This is a genomic window from Neptunicoccus cionae (assembly GCF_002860325.1).
GTDB lineage: Bacteria > Pseudomonadota > Alphaproteobacteria > Rhodobacterales > Rhodobacteraceae > Amylibacter > Amylibacter lutimaris.
The window spans coordinates 452,079-470,361 of sequence record NZ_PKOJ01000001.1; the positions used below are offsets into that span (position 1 = coordinate 452,079).

14 protein-coding genes are annotated in these 18,283 nt (G+C 57.0%); 6 read left to right on the top strand and 8 right to left on the bottom strand.

Going from position 1 to position 18,283, the window contains the following annotated elements:
- Positions 1-8: 8 nt before the first annotated feature.
- The gene (locus C0U40_RS02100) at positions 9-2,426 is read right to left on the bottom strand and encodes a GcvT family protein (protein WP_101654090.1); all 2,418 of its coding nucleotides are present in this window, start codon (positions 2,424-2,426) and stop codon (positions 9-11) included.
- A 144-nt stretch (positions 2,427-2,570) separates the two neighbouring features.
- On the opposite strand from C0U40_RS02100, the gene C0U40_RS02105 reads away from it, so the two are divergent.
- A complete protein-coding gene (locus tag C0U40_RS02105) occupies positions 2,571-3,335 on the top strand; it encodes a DeoR/GlpR family DNA-binding transcription regulator (RefSeq protein WP_101654091.1) in 765 nt (254 codons plus the stop codon).
- 8 nt (positions 3,336-3,343) lie between these two features.
- Here C0U40_RS02105 and C0U40_RS02110 read toward each other — a convergent pair whose 3' ends face one another.
- The gene (locus C0U40_RS02110) at positions 3,344-4,630 is read right to left on the bottom strand and encodes an acyl-CoA dehydrogenase family protein (RefSeq protein WP_101654092.1); all 1,287 of its coding nucleotides are present in this window, start codon (positions 4,628-4,630) and stop codon (positions 3,344-3,346) included.
- A gap of 195 nt (positions 4,631-4,825) precedes the next feature.
- Between C0U40_RS02110 and C0U40_RS02115 the strand changes: the two genes are divergently transcribed.
- The 3 genes from C0U40_RS02115 (at position 4,826) to dddP (ending at position 8,404) form a co-directional block, all read left to right on the top strand.
- Positions 4,826-5,989, top strand: a complete 1,164-nt coding sequence (locus C0U40_RS02115) for an acetyl-CoA C-acetyltransferase (protein ID WP_101654093.1) — start codon at positions 4,826-4,828, stop codon at positions 5,987-5,989.
- Positions 5,990-6,112: 123 nt separating this feature from the next.
- Positions 6,113-6,856 carry a FadR/GntR family transcriptional regulator gene (locus tag C0U40_RS02120; protein WP_101654094.1) on the top strand — a complete coding sequence of 248 codons (744 nt, stop codon included), beginning with the start codon at positions 6,113-6,115 and terminating at the stop codon, positions 6,854-6,856.
- Between the two features lie 207 nt (positions 6,857-7,063).
- Positions 7,064-8,404, top strand: a complete 1,341-nt coding sequence (dddP, locus tag C0U40_RS02125) for a dimethylsulfonioproprionate lyase DddP (protein ID WP_101654095.1) — start codon at positions 7,064-7,066, stop codon at positions 8,402-8,404.
- A 173-nt stretch (positions 8,405-8,577) separates the two neighbouring features.
- On the opposite strand, the gene C0U40_RS02130 is transcribed toward dddP, so the two are convergent.
- The 6 genes from C0U40_RS02130 to C0U40_RS02155 all read right to left on the bottom strand — a co-directional run bounded on the left by C0U40_RS02130 (position 8,578) and on the right by C0U40_RS02155 (position 15,098).
- The gene (locus C0U40_RS02130) at positions 8,578-10,167 is read right to left on the bottom strand and encodes a fatty acyl-CoA synthetase (protein WP_101654779.1); all 1,590 of its coding nucleotides are present in this window, start codon (positions 10,165-10,167) and stop codon (positions 8,578-8,580) included.
- A 58-nt stretch (positions 10,168-10,225) separates the two neighbouring features.
- Positions 10,226-11,533 carry a TRAP transporter large permease gene (locus C0U40_RS02135; protein WP_101654096.1) on the bottom strand — a complete coding sequence of 436 codons (1,308 nt, stop codon included), beginning with the start codon at positions 11,531-11,533 and terminating at the stop codon, positions 10,226-10,228.
- On the bottom strand, positions 11,526-12,062 hold the full coding sequence (locus C0U40_RS02140; RefSeq protein WP_101654097.1) for a TRAP transporter small permease: 537 nt from the start codon (positions 12,060-12,062) through the stop codon (positions 11,526-11,528). The genes C0U40_RS02135 and C0U40_RS02140 overlap by 8 nt, the downstream gene beginning before the upstream one ends.
- Positions 12,063-12,123: 61 nt before the next feature.
- On the bottom strand, positions 12,124-13,260 hold the full coding sequence (locus C0U40_RS02145; protein ID WP_101654098.1) for a C4-dicarboxylate TRAP transporter substrate-binding protein: 1,137 nt from the start codon (positions 13,258-13,260) through the stop codon (positions 12,124-12,126).
- A 158-nt stretch (positions 13,261-13,418) separates the two neighbouring features.
- A complete protein-coding gene (locus C0U40_RS02150) occupies positions 13,419-14,195 on the bottom strand; it encodes an enoyl-CoA hydratase-related protein (RefSeq protein WP_101654099.1) in 777 nt (258 codons plus the stop codon).
- A 27-nt stretch (positions 14,196-14,222) separates the two neighbouring features.
- Complete coding sequence (locus C0U40_RS02155; RefSeq protein WP_101654100.1) at positions 14,223-15,098, bottom strand: crotonase/enoyl-CoA hydratase family protein; 876 nt, start codon at positions 15,096-15,098, stop codon at positions 14,223-14,225.
- A gap of 353 nt (positions 15,099-15,451) precedes the next feature.
- Between C0U40_RS02155 and C0U40_RS02160 the strand changes: the two genes are divergently transcribed.
- Positions 15,452-16,483, top strand: a complete 1,032-nt coding sequence (locus C0U40_RS02160; protein ID WP_101654101.1) for a phosphotransferase family protein — start codon at positions 15,452-15,454, stop codon at positions 16,481-16,483.
- A gap of 97 nt (positions 16,484-16,580) precedes the next feature.
- Entirely contained in the window at positions 16,581-18,143 is a 1,563-nt protein-coding gene (locus C0U40_RS02165; RefSeq protein WP_101654102.1) for a class I adenylate-forming enzyme family protein, read from the top strand.
- Positions 18,144-18,283 lie beyond the last annotated feature (140 nt).

An 18,283-nucleotide genomic window follows, 5' to 3' on the forward strand; every position in this document is an offset into this window, starting at 1 on the left:
TTCCCCCGTTACCCTTTTAATGCACTGTTCGCCGGATCATAGACCGGACTGTCGGTCTGGTGGATGCTGTAATGGTCCCCGAAAACCTCCAGCGTGAAATCTGTCTGTTGCCAATGTTCCCGATCCAGATAGCCCCGCAGGATGGTCTGCCCCACAGTGTGACCATAGCCGACAGATGTCGCGAGCGAGACCAGACGATCCCCGAGCAGGATCGCCTCGCCCCCGGTCAGGGGCAAATGTTCGTCCGTTACAAACGTGCAAAGCCGCCGGTCGATCCCGCCGGTTTTCTGCGCTTCCAGAACCTCTCTGCCGATAAAGTCGCCCTTGGATTTCAGATGCACGCGAAAGCCGAGCCCCGCTTCGATTGGGGTGTAATCCGGCGTTATGTCACCCGACCAATAAACATAGCCCTTTTCCATCCGCAGGCTTTCAATCGCACGGTAGCCTACATTTGCGATGCCGTGGGGCTGTCCCGCCTGCCATAAAGTGTCATAGACATGGGCGGCAAATTCGGTGGGGATGTGTAATTCATACCCCAGTTCCCCGACATATCCCATCCGTGCGGCCCGTACCGGTGCTGCACCGATGATGATCTCCCGCGCGGTTGAGAACGGAATGGCGCTGTCCGATACATCGCTTTCAGAAGCAGCGGCCAGAACGTCGCGCGATTTCGGGCCGACGATATTCAGAACAGCGGTTCCGCTTGTCACCTCGATCAGATGCACCGACCCGTCGTTGGGCAGATGCCTTTTGATCCAGTTGCTGTCATGCACCCCAAAGCCCGATCCTGTGACCATGTAGAACCGCTCTGCACCAAGGCGAATGAAGGTCACGTCAGCCTCTGTCCCGCCTTTGGCGTTGCACATCTGGGTGTAGATGATGCTGCCCACGGGCTTGTCCATGTTGGAAACACATAGTCTTTGCAAAAGGTGCAGCGTACCTGACCCGAGGATTTCGAATTTGGCAAAACTGGTCTGGTCGATCAGGGCCACACGTTCGCGCACGGCTTTGTGTTCCTGTGCGGCAAACTGTTTCCATCCGGGGTTAAGGAAGTCCAGTTGGTCTGTAGCCGGAACCCCTTCGGGGGCGAACCATAGCGGGCGCTCCCAACCGTTTTTCGATCCGTAAACCGCGCCCTGATCCTTCAGTTTCTGATAGAGCGGGGACAGGCGCAACTGGCGGGCGGTTTCATGTTCCTGCCCGGGATAGCGCATCTTGTAGTGATGGGCGTAATGTTCCACCGCGCGGGGATACATAAAGGCGCGCGTGCCGTGATGCGGCCCGAAACGGCGAACATCCAATGGCCATAGATCAAGCGAGGGTTGCCCGTCCACCACCCACTCGGCAATCATCTCTCCGGCACCGCCACCTGCGGCAATGCCATAAAGAAACCCTGTCGCCATCATCAGGTTCTTATAGTCGGGCTGCCAGCCCATCACGAAATCCCCGTCGGCGGAATAGGGGATCGGACCGTTGATCACCTGCCGGATGCCGACCTCGTTGATGACGGGTGTGACCTTACCCGCAAGTTCCGCCAACGGCAGGAAACGGTCAAGGTTTTCAGGCAAAAGCTGGCGCACGAATTTCCCCGGAATACCTGTGTTGCCGAAGGGCAGGGTGTCCTCTTCATAGCCGCCGACCACCAGCCGCCCGCCAACATCCGGTTTGTAATAGACCAGCCGCTCGGGATCGCGCAGGGTGGGGTAGTTGCCGATATCGCTGCCAGTGGATTCCGTGATGATATACTGGTGTTCGACCGCGCAGGCGGGCACTCTGATGCCAAGTTTCGCGGCGATTTCGCGGCTCCACATGCCGGTAGCAAGGATAACCGTTTCCGCCTCCCAGCGCCCTTCGGTGGTTTCAGCCGAGGTGATCCGCCCGCCGCTGGTATTGAAATCTGTCACTTCAACATTCTGGCGGATATCTGCGCCTTGCCGCCGCGCGGCTCCTGCGATGGCCTGACACAGCGAGGCCGGATCTACATAGCCGTCAGAAGGGATAAAGGCAGCGCCTTCCAGCCCTTTGTCGTCGATCAGCGGGAACAGGTCTTTAGCCTCGGAAGGGCTGATGATCTGCATTTCGAGATCAAAACTGCGGGCCATGGTTGCCAGCCGCTTTGCTTCCAGCATCCGTTCTCTGGTCGCCGCCAGCCGCAGGGAGCCGGTCTTCTTCCAGTCAAACTGCAACCCTTCCTCATCTTGCAACCTGTCGTACATCTCGACCGATTTCTTCAGCATCCGCGTCGTGTTGCGCGAGGAGCGCAACTGCCCCACCAGCCCTGCCGCGTGCCATGTGGCGCCTTCGGTCAGACTGGCCCGTTCCAGCAGCACGACGTTTTTCTCGCCCATGCGGGTCAGGTGATAAGCGATAGAGCACCCGATGATGCCTCCGCCAATGATCAGATGTTTCGCTGCGTGTTGTGCCATGATGCCATCCAAGGGGGTTTTCACGGTTCACAGTAGTTAAAATCAACATCGTGGCAACGAATTTGTTGATTTGTGTTGATATAAGCCGCAAAATCAACAAATGCGGGCTGTTGTTTGGCAAGTTTCTGGGTATAGGTATCGCAAATGTCGAAATATGAAGCACAGATTCTACACGCGGTTGATATGCGGGGAACACTCTCGGTAGTGGAGCTTTCGCAAATGCTCGGCGTGTCCGACCAGACCATCCGCCGTGTAACACAGCCTCTTGTCGCAAGCGGGCGTCTGGACAAGGTGCACGGAGCGCTGGTTTCCAATCGTATCGCAACGGACCCGCCTTATCTGGCGCGGATGAACCTGAACCGTGCCGCCAAAGTAGCCATTGCCAAGGAAGCGGCAGAGATCATCGGGGACGGGGCCAGTATTGCAATCGACACCGGTTCGACCTCGGGGTTTATCGCGCAGGCCTTGCGGGCGCGCAAGGAACTGACCGTTGTGACGAATTCGGCCTTTGTGGCCAGCACGCTGGCGATTATTCCGGGCAACAAGGTGTTTATGGCGGGAACCCAGTTGCGCGACCATGACGGGGCAGCCTTTGACCGCTCGGCATTTGACGTGATCGAGAGGATGCAGGTGGATTACGCGCTTTTGTCCGCGTCGATGGTGGATGCTGTCAAAGGGTTTCTGGTGCATGAACAATGCGAAGTGGAAATTGCCACCGCCATGCTGCGCAATGCAGGCAAGGTGATAATGGCAGTGGACCATTCCAAATTCACACCGCAGGACCGTCGCCCCGCGGTGCGCCAGCCCCTGTTAAAGGCTGGCGATTTTGTCGTAACAGACCGCCGCCCCGACCCAGCCTTTGACAAGCTCCTGTCAGGACTGGAACTGCGGATCGCAGAGCAGGGCTAACGCGTTTTTCAGTCCAGCGTCAGGCCCAAAGCCATATTGCTGACCGCCGGTTCCTGATCTGACAGCTTCACATTGGGCCGCTCTGCATTCGCCTTGGCCTGTTTCTTGTATTCCAGCCGCGCGATCTGGTCGCGGTGGACCTCATCGGGACCATCGGCAAGGCGCAACATACGCGCCGTCGCATAGGCTGCCGCCAGTCCGAAATCGTTGCTGGTGCCACCGCCGCCGAAAAGCTGGATGGCCCAGTCGATCACCTGACAGGCCATATTTGGCACCGCAACCTTGATCATGGCAATCTCGGCCTTGGCTTCCTTGTTGCCGACAGTGTCCATCATATGGGCGGCCCGCAGGGTCAACAAGCGGGACTGTTCGATCAGGATGCGGGACTGGGCGATGCGTTCACGGGTGACGGATTGTTCGGACAGAACCTTGCCAAATGTCGTCCGTTCACCGGCGCGGATTACCATTTTTTCCAGCGTGCGTTCGGCCAGCCCGATCAGGCGCATACAGTGGTGGATACGACCCGGCCCAAGACGGCCCTGTGCAATTTCAAACCCGCAGCCTTCACCCAGCAGCATGTTAGAGGCAGGTACACGCACGTTGTCAAAGATCACTTCAGAGGCACGGTCCGGCACGCCGTAAAATCCGAACACAGGGATCGAACGTTTCACCGTGACACCGGGAGTGTCTTTCGGGACGAGGATCATGGATTGCTGACGATAAGTCTCGGCGCTCGGATCTGATTTACCCATAAAAATGATGATCTTGCAGCGGGGGTCGGTCGCACCAGTGGTGTACCATTTGCGCCCGTTAATCACATATTCATCGCCGTCCCGCACGATGGCGCTTTCAATATTCCGCGCATCAGAGGAGGCAACGGCGGGTTCCGTCATCGCAAAACTGGAGCGGATTTCACCCTTCAACAGCGGTTCCAGCCACTGTTTCTTGTGTTCTTCCGTGCCATAGCGTTCCAGCACTTCCATATTGCCCGTGTCAGGAGCGGAGCAGTTGAATACTTCGGGCGCAAGATGGCTGCGGCCCATGATTTCACACAGCGCGGCGTATTCCAGATTGTTCAGTCCGGCCCCTTTGTCCGATTCCGGCAGGAAAAGGTTCCACAATCCGGCTTCTTTCGCTTTGATCTTCAGTTCTTCCACAACCGGATGGACGCCCCATGGTCCGATATCCTCAGACTCCCGATAGAAGCGGGCTTCGTTCGGATAGATATGCTGGTCCATGAAATCTTTCAGACGGTCTTCCAGTTCGCGGGTTTTATCGGATTTCTCAGGGATCATTTCAGGCTCGTTCGTTAGGGGCGGGCTTGCTCCGGCGGCTGCATTTTGCGTGGCGCTAAGCCGGAGAGACCCATTGATAAACAGAATTTAGTGACGTATTGTCTGACACTAATGGCGTAGCATAGCGGAATTTGGATGGGAAGACGAAACACGCTCCCCCCGCTTGGGACGCAGGGTCAGAAGGAGGAACGGATCATGGCCGATGCATATATCGTAGAGTCGCTGCGCACCGCAGGGGGGCGCCGCAAAGGGGCGCTGGCAGACTGGCATCCCGCCGATATGGGGGCGGAAATTCTGAATGCGCTGGTGGAGCGCACAGGGATTGATCCGGCGGCTATTGATGATGTGATCATGGGCTGTGTCACCAAAGGCGGCGAGCAGGCGTTTAACGTCGGGCGCAACGCGGTGCTGGCTTCCAAGCTGCCCCAGACTGTTCCTTCCACCACCGTTGACCGCCAGTGCGGCAGTTCCCAGCAGGCGGTGCATTTTGGCGCGGCTATGGTGATGTCCGGTGTTCAGGACGTGGTGATTGCTTCTGGCGTCGAAAGCATGACACGGGTGCCCATGTTCGCGGATATGAGCAGTTTTGCCAAAGCCGGTATCGGGGCGGATCCGGTCAGCCCGCGCATTGCAGAGCGGTTTGGCGTGACAGGCTTCAGCCAGTTCACAGGGGCTGAAATGATTGCACAGAAGAACGGGTTCTCCCGTGATGATCTGGACGCCTATGCATTGGAAAGCCACAAACGGGCTGCCGCTGCCACGGAAACGGGCGCGTTCCAGCGGGAAATCCTGCCACTGACAACGGCAGCGGGCGAACACACACGGGACGAAGGCATCCGCTATGATGCATCGGCGCAAAGCATCGGCAGCGTGGATACGCTGACCGAAGGTGGCGTGCTGAGTGCGGCAAACGCCAGCCAGATTTGTGACGGTGCTTCAGGATTGATGATCGTGTCCGAACGGGCGCTCAAGATCCACGGGCTCACCCCGATCGCGCGGATCGTGGATATGACTGTCACCGCAGGTGATCCGGTGGTTATGCTGGAAGAACCGATCGAGGCCACCCGTCAAGCATTGGCAAAATCCGGCATGACGCTGGATCAGATCGACCTTTACGAAGTGAACGAAGCCTTTGCGCCTGTTCCGCTGGCGTGGATCAAGGAACTGGACGCTGATCCGGCGCGCACCAATGCGCAGGGCGGGGCCATTGCGCTTGGCCATCCTCTGGGGGCGAGCGGGACGCGGCTGATGTCTACCCTCATTCACGGGCTGCGGGCCTCGGGCAAACGCTACGGGTTGCAGACCATGTGCGAAGGCGGCGGCACCGCGAATGTGACCATTCTCGAGGCGCTGTCCTGACGCAAGGTAACTGAACCACGGGCAGGCCGCCTTTTTGTTCACAAACGGGGCGGCTTGTAGTTTAATCGGCGCAGCGGCAGGGGTCCGAACCACCGGCCAGCTGCAAGCATTGGAGTAAAAGACATGAGTTTGCGTAGCCAGCATTTGAAGGTGAATTACGCTTATCGCCAGTTCGCCGATGAAATCGAAGCGCAGATCATGCAGGGTACCCTGAAACCCGGAGAGCGGCTGCCCGGCGAAGTGGAGCTGGCGCAATTGTTTGGCGTCACCCGTTCGACCGTGCGCGAAGGGTTGCGCCAGTTGGAAAGCGAAGGGCTGGTGCACCGCCCCACGCCCCGCCGTCTGGAGGTGGCCTTGCCCCAGAGCGACAAGCTGGCCAGCCGCTCCAGCCGCGCAATGGTACTGATGAATGTGACCTTTCGGGAGTTGTGGCAGGTGGCGCTGGAAACCGAACCGCTGGCCGCGGAACTGGCGGCACGGCAGGGCAGCCCAGAGGCATTGGCCGAGTTGAAGGACACCCACGCCCGTCTGGTCGCCGCCAAGGACGACGTCGCAGAGACCACGCGGCTTGATACTCTGTTCCACACCCAAGTTGCCGAGATGAGCGAGAACCGCGTGCTCTGCCTAGTGCGGGAACCGCTGACTTTGCTGCTGTATCAGGGGTTTATCCAGATCCCGCCGTCCGTTCCCCAAGCTATCGAACGCCAGATTGTCGCCCACAGCCAGATTGTAGACGCGATCGAGGCAAAAGACCCCGAACGCGCCCGAGACTGGGCCCACCGCCACATTCAGGACTTCTGGCGTGGTATCCAGATTGCAGGATTGCAGGACGAGCCGTCGATATCGAAAGAGAACCGGATGAAGTGAGGGGGCAACTTTACGACCTCAAACATTGCTCTCGCCACAAATCTGCCAGCCAACGTTTGATTCTTCGCTGAACCTGCGACCACGTCTCTTCTCTTTCAAACGCCATACATTGGAACCAGCAATCTGAAAGACGTTATCATTTGTCGCAAACAGGCGATTCCGTCTGAAAAAATTGCGCAAAGCTTCCTCCCAGTTGGAGAAAGCTCAATGGTTCCGCATCACCGAGACATCCGTAAAATTGACCCGACCCGTGGTGCTACGCTGGGCGACGGAACGCCTAACGATCAGGACCGGATTGAGATTGGCCCAACGCAGCTCGCCATGCGTGAGTGGGAAGCCGCAAGTTTGACCTTTCCCAATCTGGCAAACATGCGCAGTTTCAGGCACGCGCGCCTTACCCGTCATATCGTCGAACGTGGGTACGCTGGCCTTTTGATGTTCGACCCGCTCAATATCCGCTATGCAACGGATTCCACAAACATGCAGTTATGGAATACCCATAACCCGTTTCGCGCGGTGTTGTTATGCGCTGACGGTTACATGGTTATCTGGGATTACAAAAACTCTCCCTTTCTCAGCAGGTTCAATCCGCTTGTGGCCGAGCAACGTTCGGGGGCGGATCTGTTTTATTTTGATCGTGGCGACAAAATTGACGTGGCTGCTGGTGCTTTCGCCAACGAGGTGCGCGTGTTGTTGCAGGATCACGCCCCGAACCAGAAAATGCTCGCCGTAGACAAGATCATGCTGCACGGGTTAACGGCGCTTCAAGCGCAAGGCTTCGAGATCCGGAACGGTGAAGAAGTCACCGAGAAATCAAGATCAGTTAAAGGGCCGGACGAAATTCTGGCGATGCGCTGCGCCTCTCATGCATGCGAAACCAGTGTCAAAGCGATGGAAGAATTTGCCCGTGAGAATGTTGGCAATGGTCAAACATCGGAGGATCAGATTTGGGCGGTTCTTCATGCAGAAAACATCAATAGAGGCGGGGAGTGGATTGAAACCAGATTGCTATCGTCCGGGCAGCGCACAAATCCGTGGTTTCAGGAGTGTGGGCCCCGGATCACCCAACCAAACGAAATCATCAGCTTTGATACCGACCTGATCGGGCCGTATGGAATCTGCGTGGATATCTCGCGCAGTTGGTGGATCGGGGATCAAAAACCCCCTGCGGATATGATCTACGCCATGCGGCACGCCCACGAACACATCATGACCAACATGGAAATGCTAAAGCCGGGTGTGATGATCCCGGAACTCACCGCCAACGCCCATCGGCTGGACGAAAAATTTCAGGCGCAGAAATATGGCTGCCTCATGCATGGTGTGGGCTTGTGTGACGAGTGGCCTCTCGTTGCCTATCCGGATAAAGCGGTGCCGGGGGCTTTTGACTATCCCCTTGAGGCTGGAATGGTGCTTTGTGTTGAAGCGGCAGTCGGTGAGGTTGGCGGGAGCTTTACGATTAAGCTCGAAGATCAAGTGCTTATCACCGAAGACGGGTACGAGAACCTTACCAAATACCCATTCGATGCCGCTTTGATGGGGCAATAGTAAGCCGTTTCACACGTCGACTGATTGGCTCCACCGATTGCCGTCATAGGGAATAAACTCGCTATTGGCCGGAACTGCATCGACAGTGGCGTTCGCGCTTCTAGCAACAATTCCCCCAAAAAAAACGGCAGCAGGTCCCCCACTGCCGTTTGCTAAGAATACTCGACCCGAATTTACCCCCCGTCGAACACGCCCTGATATTCCACCCGCAGGTCTTTTTTCAGGATCTTGCCGCTCGCGTTTTTGGGCAGTTGGGTCACGATCTCGATGTGTTTGGGGGATTTGAACCCTGCCAGATTTTCGCGGCAGTAGTCCATGAGTTGCTCTCGTGTCACCGATGATCCGTCCTTGGCCACAACGATGGCCGTCACGGCTTCGATCCATGTGGGGTGGGGAATGCCGAACACGGCGACTTCGGCCACATCCGGGTGGCGGAAGATGGCTTCTTCTACTTCGCGGCTGGCCACGTTTTCGCCGCCGGTTTTGATCATGTCCTTCTTGCGGTCCACAACATAGAGGTAGCCGTCCTCGTCAAACCGGCCGAGATCGCCGCTGTGGAACCAGCCGTTGGCGAAAGCTTCGGCCGTTTTTTCTGTGTCTTTGTAGTATTCAAGGATCAGATGCGGACTGCGGTGGACGATTTCGCCGACTTCTCCCACAGCTACGGGCTGGTCATTGTCATCCACGACACGGGTTTCCACGTTCAGCGCCGGACGCCCCGCAGAACCCAGTTTGGTCAACTGGTCCTCCGGTTGCAGGATGGTGGCGATGGGGGCCATTTCCGTCTGTCCGTAGAAGTTCCACAACTTCATGTTTGGCAGACGCTGCATCAGTTCCTCGATAATCGCGGTGGGCATGATGGAGGCGCCGTAATACCCCGCTTCAAGGCTGCTCAGGTCCCGTTTGTCAAAATCGGGGTGGCGCAGCAGGGCGATCCAGACGGTGGGCGGGCAGAACAGTTTGGTCACGCCTTCAGCTTCAATGGCTGCCAGCATTTCGGCTGGATCTGCCTTGTCATGCAGAATGCTGGTAGCGCCGAGATAAAGGTCGGGCGACAGGAAACAGTCAAGCTGTGCGCAGTGGAACAGTGGCAGACAGTGCAGCGAGACCGCTTCGCCAGTCATCTTGCCGTCTACGATGCAGCTGATGTATTGCGCATAAAGCGCGCTGGAGGTCAGCAGCGCCCCTTTGGGGCGGGATTCCGTACCGCTGGTGTACATCATCTGGATCGGATCGTCCGGGTCCACATCGACCCAGACGTCACTGTCATCCGAATGATCCAGCAGAGTGGCGACCGGTTCCCATTGGTCAGGTGCGGTAACATCGGCGTGGGGGATCACAAAACGTTGCATGTCCGCCTTACCGAGCGCCGCCAGCGCCGCATCGGCGGTTGCGCAAAGCGCATCCTCTGCAACGATGGCACCGGTACCGGAATGGTCGATGATATAGGCCACATCTTCAGCGTTCAGCATGAAATTCACAGGCGTTGTCACCGCGCCGATCCGCGCCAGCGCAAAGCGCAGCACCACAAAGGCGCGGTTGTTATGGCTGAGAAGGGCAACACGGTCGCCCTTTCGGATACCTTTTGCTTTCAGCCCGTTGGCCGCACGGTTCACTGCACGGTTCAGTTCGGCAAAGGTTTCGGAAACTCCGCGGAACTTCAGTGCAGCCTTTTGCGGTGTGCGCGCGGCAGATCGGTGCAGCAGATCGCCAAGTTGCTGGCTGCGGGCACGCCGGACCAGCGTCGTGTTTTGGGATGTCATTTCCATAACTCCTAATTTGATAGTGCCGGACCGGTCCGGCCGATTTGTCGTATTGGGATCAGTTCAGGAACTCGGGCAGGAACAGAACCAGCGCAGGGAAAGCCGAGAGCAGGGCCACGATGGCAAGGTCCATCACGATGAACCACATCACGCCACGGAAGATCGCAGAGGTTTTTATCAGATCGCCCACGACGCTTTTGATGACAAAAACATTCATCCCGATCGGCGGTGTGATCATTCCGATTTCCAGCAGTTTGGTCAGCACGATGCCAAACCAAAGCAGGCTCCATCCCGAATTATCTACTACAGGGAGGATGATCGGCAGGGTCAGCAACATGGCCCCGATGGGTTCCAGAAACATGCCCATGAGCAGGTAAACCAGCACGATCCCAAGCATCAGCAGAGCAGGGTTGGAAGCTACGGACATAATGCCTGACGACAGATAGTCTCCGGCACCCGAAAGCGCGAGAAACCGTGTCAGCAGGCTGGCCCCGATCGCAATGATCAACAGGGAAGCTGTGGTCATCGTGGTTTCGCGCGCCGCCTTGAGAAAGCGTTCGAGCGTCAGTTCGCCGCTGATCAGCGCAACGATACAAGCCAGAAATGCACCTACGGCTCCGGCTTCTGTAGGGGTAAAGATACCGCCAAACAGACCACCAAAGATACCGATCATGATCAGGAAGATCGGCCAGGTGTCTTTAAGCGCAATGATCCGTTCGGACAGGCTGACCTTTTCATCCCGTTCCGGTGCCAGATCAGGGTTCAGTTTGACCCGTACCAGCACAACAATGATATAGCCTACGGTCGTCAGGATACCTGCGCTGATGCCGCCCAGAAACAGTTTGGCAATAGAGACCTGTGCGATCACGCCGTAAAGGATCAGGATAATCGAAGGCGGGATCAGCGCGCCAATGGTGCCGGCCACCGCTACCGTGCCTGTGGCCAGTTCCGGGTGATATTTGTGCTTCATCATCTCGGGGATTGCGATCCGGCCCATTGCAGCGGAACAGGCAATGGAAGAACCGGATACAGCTGCAAAACCGGCAGAGCCGAAAATCGCGGCAATTGCCAGCCCGCCCGGAATAGCAGAAAGCCAGATCCGTGCGGCATTGAACATGCCTTTGGTCAGCTGCGTGTGATAGCTGATGAACCCCAGAAACAGGAACATCGGAATAGAGCTGAGCACCCAGTTCGCAGTGAACTGGTAAGGGATAACCCCAAGCGCACCCCAGGCGACGCGGGACCCCATAAGCGACCACAATCCGATGAAGGACACACCGATGAGGGACACGCCAATCGGTACCCTCAGGGCGATAAGTGCCATCAGGGAACCAAGGCCGGTCAGGCCAATTGCTACATCAGTCATGAACTATCTCATCATCTTCGAGTGTTTCGTTAAGTCCGTTGCGGGTCTTGAAAACCCGCACCAGTACTTTGTAGGCGGCGATCAGACAGATCAGCGCGGCGCCAAACGGGATCGCCCAATAGCTTGGCCAGATCGCAATCAGACTGGAGCCTTGCTCCATCGAGGCGCCGGCATTGGTTTTCTTCATGGCTTCGGTATAGCCGCTGATGGCCAGCAGTCCGAATACGAAGAGGGTGAACAGGCCAGAGAAAGCGGACAGCCAGCCCTGTATCGTGCGGGGCAACATATCAGTTATAAACTCGACCGAGATATGGGAGTTTTTTTCTTCGGCGACACCAAGGGCAATGAACACGACGATAATCATGTAGTAATGGCCAACGATCACAATCGTACCCGTCAGCGGGGCATTGAACAGATATCTGCCCACCACGTCTGCTGTCACATGCAGCATCATCAAAACGATGCATATCGTCCCGAGTAACGATCCGATCTTTGTCAGTCCTGACAGGGCTTTCCCCACATGAATCATCCGATTCCTCCCCTAAAATCCGTGTCAGGTGCCAGCGGTTTGCGCTGGCACCTGCGTTTGATTATTTGCCGTAGCTGCTGACGTCGATCTTGGAGTAGATCTCGTTCCAGTAAAGCTCGGTCAGTGCATCAGCGGTTTCAACGCCTGCTGTCAGCTCTGTCCAGCGGCCCAGAAGCTCGCGCAGTTTGTCGGCTGCTTCCGTGCCGTTTTCCAGACCGAAACGGTCTTTATAAACAGTCGCAACGTTCTTTACGTCATTGGCGATGAATTCGCGGTTCATTGCAACAAGGCTCTCAGAAGCCGGACCGTACTCGATCCCCAGCTCAGGCGATTTGGCCTTACCGGCGGCGGCTTCGTCCAGATACACCCATGTCATTTCAGAGGCGAGCTTGGCGCTGGCTTTCATCACAGCGGATTTGCCGTTTTCGGACAGGCCGTTCCAACGGTCTTTGTTCATCATTGTCGGAACGGTGAACTGGCCACCTGGCAGCCCTGTGTAGAGGTATTTCACCACCTCGATGAAGCTGAAGTTCACATAATCTGCAGTGTTGGAGGCTGTGCAATCCAGAACGCCCTGATTAAGCGCTTCGAAGGTTTCGTTCACAGACATGGACACCGGAACAGCGCCAACGGTTTCGGCCCAACGGGACCAGTATGCACCTGCAGTCCGGATACGTTTACCCTTCAGGTCTTCCGGCGAGTTCAGCGGCACAACACATTGAAGCGCATAGGATGTGGTCATGCCAGCACCCAGATACACCTGATTTTGCTTTGCAGTTTCGCTCAGGCAGTCGGGGCAGTTCAGCATGACATATTCTGTCAGCGCACCGGCAAAGGCAGCGGAACTGATTTCGCCGGAGAATTCTTCGAGTTCTACCAGTTGGGAGAATTCCGAGATCATATTCAGGTTTGGAAATTCAGCCGGAAAGTAAGGTGTCAGGATCGCAGCGGAGTCCGCCAGACCATCGCGTACACCGGCGTTGCCTTCTGCAAAAGACAGCAGGGACAGCGGGAACACCCGCATGGTCAGTTCGCCACCGGAGTTTTCCTCGATCGCTTCTGCATAGGATTCCAGAACCGCTGTAGGTTTGGAATTTGGCGGCCAGCCGCCTGCAAAGCTGAGCTGGTCGGCTTGGACAGCCGGAGCAAGCGCCAGCAGGGAAGCCCCTGCGAGTACTGATTTAATCATACGTTTCATTTATTATCTTCCTCCTGTTTGTATTCCGGATGCCGGAACGGTCGTTTTGAACGAAAGTCTCCTGCCCCGTTCCTCTCGGGGTGGAATGTCTTGTGATCCTTTGGAGGGGATCTCCGCACCGGAAGTCGTTCACCTCCGGGGGTGTTCTTGTCGCGCGGTTACGCTTGGAACCGTGGCGCGCGTTTTTCCTTGAATGCCGCCAGCCCTTCGGCGAAATCGCTGGTTTCGCCGGCTTCTTTTTGCAACTTGCGTTCGGTTGCCAGAGTCGTGGCAAAATCGCTATCCGCAGCGGCCCACGCGGCTTTGCGGATAAGGCTGTAGCTTTGGGACGGACCCTGCGCCAGCCGCGCTGCGATTTCGAATGCAGCAGTTTCAACCGCATCGTCTTCTGCAACCCGGGTGATCAATCCCCAGTCCAGTGCCAGTTCGGCCGGAAGTTTTTCGGCCAGCAGCATCATTTCCATGGCGCGGACCCGCCCGACCGCTTTGGTCAGCAGCCACGTCGCACCGCCATCGGGGATCAGGCCGATGCGGGCGAATGCCTCCAGAAAATAGGCGTTTTTGCCAGCCACGATGATGTCACAAGCCAGCGCAATAGACGCACCGACACCCGCTGCTGCACCACGCACGGCGCTGATGACCGGTACTTCCAGATCGCGGATGGTCAGCATCAGCGGGTTGTATTCTTTTTCCAGTGTCTCCCCGACGTCAAAACCGGTGGTGTCATCGGGCATCGCAGCGTTCAGGTTGGCCCCGGCAGAAAATGCCCGCTCGCTGCCCGCAAGGACGATGGCCCGCGCGGTTTTCGCCTCGCTCAAAAGCAGGTCACGCAAGGCGCTGGCCATATCCGCTGTCATGGCGTTCATGGCTTTGGGATCGTTCAGACGCAGGGTCGTGACCCCGTCCTTGCGCTCTACCAAAATCTTGTCTGTCATTGCGTGTCCTCCCAACACATTAATGGATCAGGCCCAGGGGGGCTCGTTCCACCAGGGGAAAAATCCGGGCATGTCCGTGCTGACACGATCAGGAAATTCCGCTGGTCGTTTTTCAAAGAAACTGGCGACGCCTTCGGCAGAATCGGCCTGTACGCTGCGGGCAGCCACAGCGCGGCTGTCGATCTGGTGCGCCATCATCGGATGGGGTGCGCCGGACATCTGCCATAGCATCTGGCGGGTCATTGCCACAGACACAGGTGCTGCGTTATCCGCAATATCGCGTGCGATTTCGTAAGCTGCGGGCAACAGGTCGTCGGGTGCGTGAACAGAACGTATCAATCCGGCTTCCAGCGCTTCTTCGGCGCCAAAAACGCGGCCCGAATAACACCACTCCAGCGCGGTGGACAGGCCGACAGCGCGGGACAGGAACCAGCTTGACGCCGCTTCAGGCACGATGCCGCGACGGGCAAAAACAAAGCCGAACTTGGCATTGTCCGAGGCGATGCGAATATCCATCGGCAGCTGCATGGTGCTGCCGATCCCGACGGACGGGCCGTTCACTGCAGCGATTACCGGCTTGAGACATCGAAACAGGCGCAATGCCAGCATCCCGCCGGAATCACGGTTCTGGGGGTTGTTCCATGCGGTGGGATCCGTGGATTTCGGGTCAAGATCTGCCGAGGAAAACGCGTTCAAGTCATCAAGATCGGCACCGGCACAAAATCCGCGCCCTGCACCTGTCACCACAATGGCGCGCACGTCGTCGTCCGCATCGGCCATGTCGAGTGCCGCAATCATTTCTTCCATCATGGTGTTGTTGAACGCGTTCAGCTTTTCGGGCCGGTTCAAGGTCAATGTCATGATGTTGTCGGCAACATCGGTCAGAATGGTGTCAAAGCTCATTCCCTGCCTCCTGCAACGCGCGCTTGCAAGGGGTAGGCGGGAGTTCTGCAACATTGGAAACAGGCCGTTGGGCGCATACCGAGAAATCTCAATTAGTGTCTGACAGTAGTACACTGATTAGAATCGCCGTCCCTGTCAATATTATTGTCGTTTGACGCTACGGAGGGTGGGACCGGCGCTGACAGAAGCGGATGCTAGTTTAAGCTGACCAGCGTGCCCAGCCCGTTCTCGCCATTGCGCCGTAAGGTTATTTTGCGATTTAGCAAAAACCGTTGACCGCGCGAAGTCCGCTATTTATGTCCTAATGTCATACACTAATTTTTCTGAAACCGCAACTGCGAGACTGAAGACACATGGCCATTCAACCCGACTTTGATCCCCGCGAACTGGAGAGTGTTCTGGGAGAGCCTGTGAAGCTTGCTCCGGTCACAAGCGGGCAGTCCAATCCGACATGGTTCCTCAGCACTGCCACTCGGGAATTGGTTCTGCGGAAGAAACCTGCAGGTGCAACAGCGTCAAGCGCCCACGCGGTTGACCGCGAGCATCGCGTCATGTCGGCTCTGGCTGACAGCGAAGTGCCGGTCCCTGCGATGGTAATGTTCGAAGCGGATCCGACGGTGATCGGAACGCCTTTCTATCTGATGGAAAGACTCTACGGTCATGTGTCAGAAGTCAGTGACCTGCCCGCGCTAGACCCTGCCGACAGGGGGGCGGTATTTCAGGATGCGGCGCGTGTTTTGGCAGAGGTACACAAGGTCGACTGGCAGCGTGCGGGACTTTCCGATTACGGCAAAGCGAGTGATTACTACCCCCGTCAGGTTCGCCGCTGGGCACGTCAGTGGGACACTGCGAAGGCGGCGGGCATGGAAAAGACGTTTTGCGACCGGATTGATGCACTGGCAGGGTGGTTTGCAGACAATATACCAGTCGAAAGCCCGACAACGCTGGTGCATGGCGATTACCGGATTGGGAATCTGATGTACGGCACCGATCCGGCAGGTATCGTCGCTGTGCTTGACTGGGAACTTTCTACGCTGGGCGATCCACTTTCGGATTTGGCGCACTGGATGATGTTTTACGCGCTTTCACCGGATCAGATGGGGGGACTGGCAGGGCTGGACCTCGCAACGCTCGGGATTCCGGACGGAGTGGCCTTTCTGGACCATTATCGCGCCAGTGGCGGGTGTGAAGCGCCGCTGACCCGGTTCCACCGTGCCTTCGCCTTGTACCGCATGTCGGTCATTCTTGCCGGTATCACCGCGCGGGCCAAGGCGGGACAGGCGGCCCACGATGATGCGGTTGCCGTTGGTGCAATGGCCCCCCAGTTTGCATTACTGGCCGAATCTCTGCTCTCTTCTGACAAAGCGCAGCAGGCTGTAGGGTAATCGCGCAGCAACGTCGTTGTTGAACCGCGTTTGGCGCGCATCTAGCCTTCGTCAAACCGCCGATGCGACCCGAACGCCCCTTCAAGAAAGTTCCGATATGACCAAGATGCCTACCGTTCGTAATGAAGTGCACTTTAGTGATCGTGTTGTAGCCTGTTTCGAGCCCCGCGCAGCATTGGTGATGGAGCAGATCGACGGGATCATCGCCCGCTATCCTGAACGCACCGCCCTTGTAGATGAACAGGTGCGGTTAAGTTATGCTGCGTTGTCTGACCGCGTAAACGGATGCGCGGCGCAACTACAAAAACTCGGTCTGTCTGGCGGAGACAGGGTCGGTCTGCTGCTGTCCAACCGTGCGGAATTTGTCGTTTCGCTTCTTGCGATCTGGCGGCTGGGGGCGGTTCCGGTTCCGATGAACGTGCGGGAGGCTGCGCCGGAAACCGCCTTTATCCTGAATGATTGTGGTGCTGCGGGGCTGATCTATGATCCGGCTCACGATACTGCAATTCCGCTACAGAACGATGTGCCCGACATGAAGTGGCGGCTGGAAATCGATGGCATCGAACAAAGCGCCCCTGCCGGATTTGATCCGGTCATTCCTGCGATGGATGAAGATGATCTGGCCTGTATCCTTTACACCTCCGGGACAACAGGGAAGCCCAAAGGTGCAATGCTGACCCATCTCGGGATTATCCATTCCATGATGCATTTTGCCCATCATCTTGAACTCACCCAAGAGGACGCCGCCCTTCTGGTCGTGCCTGCAACCCATGTAACAGGGCTGATTGCTCTGGTGATGACCAGTCTGGGGGTCGGGGCCAAACTGGTGATGCAAGAAGCCTTCAACACCCGTTCGGTTCTGGAGGTAACACAGGCCGAGAAGATCAGCTATTCGGTCATGGTTCCGGCGATGTACAACCTGATGTTGCTGCGCGAGGATCTGACACAGTTTGATCTGAGTTCTCTACGGATCGGTGCCTATGGCGGTGCCCCCATGCCGGTGCCAACGATTGAAAAACTGGCCGAACTGGTGCCGGACCTGACTTTGGTAAACGCCTACGGCGCGACCGAGACAACTTCCCCTTCGACCATCATGCCGCTGGATGCGGATCGCAGTGCCTTTGATACGATCGGCAAGCCGGTGGCCTGCGGGGAAATCCTGATCATGGATGAAGATATGCGCGAATGCCCGGTCGGGACTGTCGGTGAAATCTGGATACGTGGCCCGATGGTTGTGGCGGGCTACTGGAACCGTCCCGATGCCACAGCGTCCGAGTTTGTGGGCGGGTTCTGGCGTTCCGGCGATATGGGCGCGATGGACGAAAACGGCTATGTCCGGATATTCGACCGGATCAAGGATGTGGTTAACCGCGGCGGCTACAAGGTGTTCAGTTCCGAGGTGGAGAGCATCCTGATGACCCATCCGGACGTGGCAGAGGCAGCGATTATCGCCAAACCCTGTCCGGTTCTGGGCGAGAGGGTACATGCGGTGATCTGCCCGAAAAGCGGTCAGGTTGATGAGGCCGCGCTAAGCGCACTTTGTGCCGCGAACCTGAGCGATTACAAAGTCCCCGAAAGTTATTCGATCTCGGAAACGCCTTTGCCGCGTAACGCCAACGGGAAGGTTTTGAAACGCACTTTGAAAGAGACTTTCCTGTAATCGCTTGGCTTTTGTCTTTTTTGTCGGGTAACGTAAACTTTATTGAAATCATCTGTCATCCATGCCCTGCGGACGCCAGACTGTGCAATACTCCGCACAACTGAACAGGCTGGATTAACCAGACGAAACCGACAAGGACA

Bases quoted from the DNA above. Each gene is read 5' to 3' on its own strand.
- C0U40_RS02100 (WP_101654090.1), bottom strand. From the start codon at position 2,426: ATGGCACAACACGCAGCGAAACATCTGATCATTGGCGGAGGCATCATC.
- C0U40_RS02150 (WP_101654099.1), bottom strand. From the start codon at position 14,195: ATGACAGACAAGATTTTGGTAGAGCGCAAGGACGGGGTCACGACCCTG.
- dddP (WP_101654095.1), top strand. From the start codon at position 7,064: ATGGTTCCGCATCACCGAGACATCCGTAAAATTGACCCGACCCGTGGT.
- C0U40_RS02130 (WP_101654779.1), bottom strand. From the start codon at position 10,167: ATGACATCCCAAAACACGACGCTGGTCCGGCGTGCCCGCAGCCAGCAA.
- C0U40_RS02155 (WP_101654100.1), bottom strand. From the start codon at position 15,098: ATGAGCTTTGACACCATTCTGACCGATGTTGCCGACAACATCATGACA.
- C0U40_RS02165 (WP_101654102.1), top strand. From the start codon at position 16,581: ATGACCAAGATGCCTACCGTTCGTAATGAAGTGCACTTTAGTGATCGT.
- C0U40_RS02135 (WP_101654096.1), bottom strand. From the start codon at position 11,533: ATGACTGATGTAGCAATTGGCCTGACCGGCCTTGGTTCCCTGATGGCA.
- C0U40_RS02145 (WP_101654098.1), bottom strand. From the start codon at position 13,260: ATGAAACGTATGATTAAATCAGTACTCGCAGGGGCTTCCCTGCTGGCG.
- C0U40_RS02105 (WP_101654091.1), top strand. From the start codon at position 2,571: ATGTCGAAATATGAAGCACAGATTCTACACGCGGTTGATATGCGGGGA.
- C0U40_RS02110 (WP_101654092.1), bottom strand. From the start codon at position 4,630: ATGATCCCTGAGAAATCCGATAAAACCCGCGAACTGGAAGACCGTCTG.
- C0U40_RS02115 (WP_101654093.1), top strand. From the start codon at position 4,826: ATGGCCGATGCATATATCGTAGAGTCGCTGCGCACCGCAGGGGGGCGC.
- C0U40_RS02120 (WP_101654094.1), top strand. From the start codon at position 6,113: ATGAGTTTGCGTAGCCAGCATTTGAAGGTGAATTACGCTTATCGCCAG.
- C0U40_RS02160 (WP_101654101.1), top strand. From the start codon at position 15,452: ATGGCCATTCAACCCGACTTTGATCCCCGCGAACTGGAGAGTGTTCTG.
- C0U40_RS02140 (WP_101654097.1), bottom strand. From the start codon at position 12,062: ATGATTCATGTGGGGAAAGCCCTGTCAGGACTGACAAAGATCGGATCG.